7 protein-coding genes are annotated in these 5599 nt (G+C 71.9%); 2 read left to right on the top strand and 5 right to left on the bottom strand.

The window, feature by feature from the left end; all coding sequences use genetic code 11:
• A partial coding sequence (locus DAT37_RS18700; RefSeq protein WP_198654339.1) for a dihydroxy-acid dehydratase domain-containing protein occupies positions 1-397 on the bottom strand: 397 nt, incomplete at its 3' end.
• The gene (locus DAT37_RS18695) at positions 394-1758 is read right to left on the bottom strand and encodes an FAD-dependent oxidoreductase (RefSeq protein ID WP_232839844.1); all 1365 of its coding nucleotides are present in this window, start codon (positions 1756-1758) and stop codon (positions 394-396) included. The genes DAT37_RS18695 and DAT37_RS18700, both read right to left, overlap by 4 nt.
• 73 nt (positions 1759-1831) lie before the next feature.
• On the opposite strand from DAT37_RS18695, the gene DAT37_RS18690 reads away from it, so the two are divergent.
• Positions 1832-2476 (top strand): GntR family transcriptional regulator, encoded by a 645-nt coding sequence (locus DAT37_RS18690; protein WP_232839843.1) that lies wholly within the window; start codon positions 1832-1834, stop codon positions 2474-2476.
• A 22-nt stretch (positions 2477-2498) separates the two neighbouring features.
• Positions 2499-3242 (top strand): maleylpyruvate isomerase family mycothiol-dependent enzyme, encoded by a 744-nt coding sequence (locus tag DAT37_RS18685; RefSeq protein WP_109526094.1) that lies wholly within the window; start codon positions 2499-2501, stop codon positions 3240-3242.
• 261 nt (positions 3243-3503) lie between these two features.
• Here DAT37_RS18685 and DAT37_RS18680 read toward each other — a convergent pair whose 3' ends face one another.
• The 3 genes from DAT37_RS18680 to DAT37_RS18670 all read right to left on the bottom strand — a co-directional run.
• On the bottom strand, positions 3504-3866 hold the full coding sequence (locus tag DAT37_RS18680; protein WP_198654338.1) for a VOC family protein: 363 nt from the start codon (positions 3864-3866) through the stop codon (positions 3504-3506).
• Between the two features lie 89 nt (positions 3867-3955).
• Positions 3956-4684: a helix-turn-helix transcriptional regulator gene (locus DAT37_RS18675; RefSeq protein ID WP_109526093.1), complete on the bottom strand. Its 729-nt coding sequence runs from the start codon at positions 4682-4684 to the stop codon at positions 3956-3958.
• Positions 4685-4829: 145 nt separating this feature from the next.
• Positions 4830-5599 (bottom strand): PHP domain-containing protein (locus tag DAT37_RS18670; RefSeq protein WP_109526092.1); only part of this gene is annotated, 770 nt, incomplete at its 5' end.

Raw genomic sequence — 5599 nt, 5'->3', positions numbered from 1 at the left:
CCGGGGTCGTCTTGTCGCAGGAGGACAGGAACACCACACCGTCCAGCACGGCTCCCTCAACCGCGGCCTCGACGTCGTTCACCACCAGGTCGCGGGTGGGCATGATGTAGCGGCCGTTGCGTCCCGCGGTGGTGATGAAGTCGCTCGGGGCGGTGGTGCGGATCTCGAACGGCAGCCCGCCCGCGGCGCGTACGGCGTCGGCGACCAGGTTGGCCACGTCGTCGAGGTGGATGAAGCACACCGACAGCTTCGACGACGTGTTCACGATCGCGATCTTGGGCTTCTCCTGGTCCTCGGGGCTGATGCCCATGGCGCTCCACTGCGCCCGGCGCACGGCCCAGCGCGAGGTGCCGGGCGTGAAGTTGCTGCGCAACGGGGTCTTCGGGCTCTCGGTCACAGTGCGCTTCCGTTCAGTTTCATGATGGATCGGACCCGCGCGCCCTCGATGTGGCGGTACGGGGTGCCCTCGTCAAGGGACAGGACCGTGGCCACCCCGGCGGCGTGGCCGTACTCGAAGCACTGGGCGGTCACCCTGGCCGAGGCGAGGGCCTCGTGCTGGGCGCTCAGGCAGCGCCCCGCGACGATGACGTTCTCGCCCGCCTCGGGCACCAGGGTGAGGTACGGGATCTCGTAGTAGTCGTCGATGAGCCAGTGCAGCTTGGGCCGCTCGCCGTCGTGCAGTTCGATCGGCCACGGGCAGCGCGCGATGGCGGAGGGGTCCTTGCGGCCGGTCACGACGGCGTCGTTGGTCAGGGTGGCGGTGCCGGCGATGGTGCGGGTCTGCCGGACGCCGGCCTCCACGCCGGTGTCCACGACGTAGGCGTCCTGGCAGCCGGGGATGCTCCGGACGATGAAGTCGGCGTATTCACGGACCTGGCGCCGCCCGCCGATCTCGGCTTCGGTGAAGTCGGCGGGGTCGATCACGTTCAGCATCCGTCCGTCGGCACCGGTCAACCGGGTCGCGTTGACCATGAGCTCACCCGGGCGCGGGGTCGTGAAGATCCAGATCTTCTGCCGGGGGAGGTCGGCGCCGAGCGACCTGGCCGCCTGGATCCGCTCGGTCACCCACGGCGGGCTGATGGTGTCCTCGCCGTAGCCGGCCAGGAAGGCGTCCACGTCCACGCCGCCGAGGCGGAAGAACATGGTGGGGTTCTGGATCCGCCCGCCGTCGCCGAAGGCGTAGCGCCCGCCGGCGCGGGCGACCAGCGCTGCGTCGCCGGACGCGTCGATGGTGCGGGCGGCGCGCACCACGCACACGCCCGCGTTGGAGGAGAGCACCGCGCCGAGGTACCGCTCGCCCTCCATCACCACGCCGACGACCGAGGTGTGGAACAGCACCCGTACGCCCGCGGCGGCGAGCAAGGCGTCGGCCGTCTCCCGCCACACCAGCGGGTCGTGGGCGCTGGTCCAGGTCTTGCCGTACCGCTGCGGCGGGGTCAGGCCGCGGCGCTCGGCCAGGCCGTGCCGGAAGCGCTCGGTGAATCCCCACACGACCTGCTCGGGCCCGGAGCCGGTGTCGGTCGCGAGATACATGCCGCAAACGGTGCCGGACATGCCCGCCACGGCCGCCCCGCCCGCGAAGCCGTACTTCTCGACGAGCAGCACGCTCTTGCCGGCCTCTGCCGCCACGGTCGCCGCGGCCACGCCGGCCGCCCCGGCTCCCACCACGAGGACGTCCACTTCTGCCAGGACAGGGTAGTCGGCAGCAGGTGGTACGACGGCGGGCAGCCGCCAGTCCAAGTGCGATATATCGGTCATGTATCGACGGTACATCACGTTGAGGTACTATTGTCCAGTCCGGAAATCTCTTCGAGACGCGACGGGGTGGCGGGTGCCTGAGCCGAACAAGACCGACCGCGCCTACCAGGCGATCGAGAGCATGATCACCTTTCAGGAGCTCGCGCCTGGATCGCTCGTCTCCGAATCCATGCTGATGGAGCGCACCGGCCTGGGTCGCACGCCCGTACGGGAGGCGCTGCAACGGCTGGCCCGCGAGCGCATGGTGGAGATCCACCCGAACCGGGGCGTGTTCGTCCCGCCCGCCTCCATCGAGGCCCAGCTCAAGCTGCTGGAGCTGCGGCGCACGCTGGAGGCGCTGGCGGTCCGCCTCGCGACCCACCGCGCCCTGGCCGAGCAGAAGCGTCAGATGCTGGAGGTCATCGAGCAGTTCAGCGACGACGTACTGGACGTGCGCTCCTTCGGCGCGATACTCAAGCGCGCCCACGCCCTGATCGTGGAGGCAGCCCACAACGAGTATCTGTCCGTAGCCATGGCCCCCCTCCAGGGACTGTCGCGCCGGTTCTGGTTCGCGCACCTGAAGGACCCGGAGAGCGAGCTGCGGACGGCGTCACGACTGCACGGCGACATCCTCGGCGCGATCTGCCGCGGCGACGAAACCGGGGCGGTGACCGCCTCCATGCGCCTCAACGACTACCTCGTCGACTTCGCCTACGCCACCCTGAACCCCTCCTACTAGGCCCTGATCTAGGCTCGGACAGGTGACCGACTACTGCGCGCACGTGGAGCGCGAGGCCGCCCGCCTCGTCGAGCTGGTCACCGGCGCCGCCCCCGCCGCGCCTGTGCCCACCTGCCCCGGCTGGACGCTCGCCGACCTGATCACCCACGTCGGCACCACGCACCGCTGGGTGATCCACATCGTCGAGAACCGGGTCCAGCAGCGGATCTGGTCGCGGGAAGTGCCCAACGGCCTGGCCGAGGGCCAGGATGGCGACCCGGCCTGGCTGGCGGACGGCTCCCGCCGGCTGCTGGAGACGCTCCGCTCGGCCGACCCCGACACGCCGGTGTGGTCGTGGGGCGCCGGCCGGTCGGCGGCCTTCTGGGCCCGGCGGATGGCGTACGAGCTGCTGATCCACCGGGTGGACGCGGAGCTCGCGCTCGGCCTCGAACCTGTCGTGGCCCCGGCGACGGCGATCGACGGAGTCGACGAGTTTCTCGCGAACCTGCCGTACGCCCGGTGGGTGACCCGCCGCCTGGCCGAGCTGGACGCCGAGGGCGCCACGATCCATCTGCACGCGACCGACGCCGACGGCGAGTGGACCGTCACCCAGGGCCCCGAGGGCCGGATCGACTGGGAGCACGGGCACGCCAAGGGCGACGTCGCGGTGCGCGGACCGGCCAAGGACCTGCTCCTCATGGTGTACGGCAGGCGTTTCGCCGGCACGCTGGCCGTCTTCGGCGACCGTGCCCTGCTCGATCGCTGGCTGGAGAAGGCCGCCTTCTGACGTCCGGCCCGCTTCTGACGTCCGGCCCGACCGTCCGGCCCGCTTCTGACGAACGGCCCGACCGTCCGGCCCGACCGGCCCACCCGGTGGCACTCGCCCGGGGGCAGGGGGCCGGGCCCTGGACGCGCCGCCGCTCGGCGGTCGGCGGCGAGCCCAGGGAGGGGACCGCCCGCGCAGCGGTCCGGCGCACGAGCTCATCGGCTGAACCCGTGGGGGACGGGCCCGGCCGGCGGGGAAGGCGCCGGAGGGGCCCACCCGCGCTCAGGCCCTGCGGTGGAAGATCCCGAAGAGGCTGCCCGACGTGTCGCGCAGGTAGGCGAAGTCGGTGCCCGCGCCGTCGTCGATGACCTTCGTGACCACCTTGCCGCCCAGCTCCTCCGTCTGGCGGCACGTCGCGTCGACGTCGGCCACCTGCACGTGGAAGACCGCGTGGTCGGGGAAGTCGCCCTTGGTGTTGAACAGGCCGCCCCCCGGACGCTCGCCGCCCGGCTGGCTGATCAGCCGATAGTCGATCGGCCCCTCGTCTCGGGCGAACGTCCAGCCGAACAGCCCGCCGTAGAAGCGCTCGGCGCTCTCCGGGTCAGCCGTCGCCACCTCGAACCAGGTCACCGTGTTGTCCATCATTGCCTCTCTTTCTCGAACACGACAACGATCCAACGGCTGAGCGACAGCCCTATGTCGGTGTTTCCGATTGACTTATCGAACAAGACTGACTAGTCGAGCACGGCGCCGCGGACGATCATCTCGGGCACGTCGGTGGCGAACCCTTCGAGCGGCCGGTCGGGGCAGCGCTCCCCGGTGACCCCGGCGCCGGCGATGCGGTCGAGCCGGAAGACGCGCACGTCGTCGCGCAGTCGGCACCAGGCCACGAGATACCAGAAACCGCCCCGCCCGCCCAGGAACACCCCCGGCTCCACGTCGCGCGAGGTGAGCGCGCCCTTGGCGTCGACGTAGTCGAGCCTGAGCACGCGGCGGCGCAGCAGCGCCTCCTCGATCGCGCGCGAGATCCCCTCGGCGCCGAGCGGCCGGACCGCCGCGCCCGGCTTGCGCGGCTCGTCGATCATCTGCACCCGGCGGGCCAGCTCGCGCGCCAGCTCCCCCTCCCTGCCCGGCATCGCGGCCACCACCTTGCGTAACGCGCTGCGCGCCTGCCTGCCGAACGGCTGGTCGCCCGCTCTGCTGAGCGCGACCGCGATGGCCACCGCCTCGGCCGGCGTGAAGTTGAGCGGCGGCAGCGACAGCTGCTTGTCGATGGCGTAGCCGCCCCTGCGCCCCGGCTCGGCGTAGATCGGCACCCCCGACTCCTGGAGCGCGGTGATGTCGCGCTCGATGGTGCGCACGCTGACCTCGAACCGCCGGGCGAGCTCGCGCGCGGAGCGGCAGCGGGGGGAGATCGCGCGCAGGTCCTCGACGAGCGCGTAGAGCCGGTCGGTGCGGTTCACACCCGGGACGTTACGCGGCGCCACCGACAATCGCGCGGGCCAGGCACACGCCCCTGACCGTCCGGCCACCGCGGTCTCACGCGCACGCCAGCCATGAGCGCAACGCGCGGCGGCGAGGTGGTCGCGCGCACAGCACGGCAAGGGGTCATCCGCGGCCCGTCCAGGCCAGCAGCTCGCCGAGCGGCCAGGTGTTGATCACGCGCGCGGCCTCGACGCCGCAGCGGGCGGCCCGCTCGCACCCGAACCGCTGCCAGTCGAGCTGGCCCGGCGCGTGCGCGTCGGAGTCGATCGCGAAACGGCAGCCCATCTCGTAGGCCAGTCTCATCAGCCGCTTGGGCGGGTCCAGCCGGTCGGGCCTGGAGTTGATCTCGACGGCCACGCCGAACCGGCGGCACGCCTCGAAGACCAGCTCGGCGTCGAACTCCGACTCGGGCCTGCGGCCGCCCCTCCTGCCGCCGCCCCGCACGATCCGGCCCGTGCAGTGGCCGAGCACGTCCACGTTCGGGTCGGAGATCGCCGTGACCATTCTGCGGGTCATCGCGTCGCCGTCCATGCGCAGGCCGGCGTGGACGCTCGCCACGACCACGTCGAGCCGCTCCAGCAGCTCCGGCTCCTGATCGAGCGTGCCGTCGAGGTTGATGTCCACCTCGATGCCGGTCAGGATCCTGAACGGCGCCAACCGCTCGTTCAGCCTGGCCACCTCGTCGAGCTGGTCGCGCAGCCGTTCGGGCGGCAGGCCGCGGGCGACGGTCAGTCGCGGCGAGTGGTCCGTCAGCGCCCAGTATTCGTGGCCGAGCGCCTTGGCCGCCTCGGCCATCTCCTCGATCGGCGAGCCGCCGTCCGACCAGTCCGAGTGGCTGTGCAGGTCGCCCCTGAGCGCCGCGCGCAGCGCCGCCGTCTCGTCGTCCAGGTCCT

The organism is Nocardia aurea (genome assembly GCF_003123685.1).
GTDB lineage: Bacteria > Actinomycetota > Actinomycetes > Mycobacteriales > Mycobacteriaceae > Nocardia > Nocardia aurea.
Note: the sequence above shows the minus strand (reverse complement) of the source record. Positions and strands in the feature narration are given on the sequence as shown.

Excerpts from the sequence above, each read along its gene's own strand:
- DAT37_RS18695 (WP_232839844.1), bottom strand. The coding sequence starts at position 1,758 with ATGACCGATATATCGCACTTGGACTGGCGGCTGCCCGCCGTCGTACCA.
- DAT37_RS18680 (WP_198654338.1), bottom strand. The coding sequence starts at position 3,866 with ATGATGGACAACACGGTGACCTGGTTCGAGGTGGCGACGGCTGACCCG.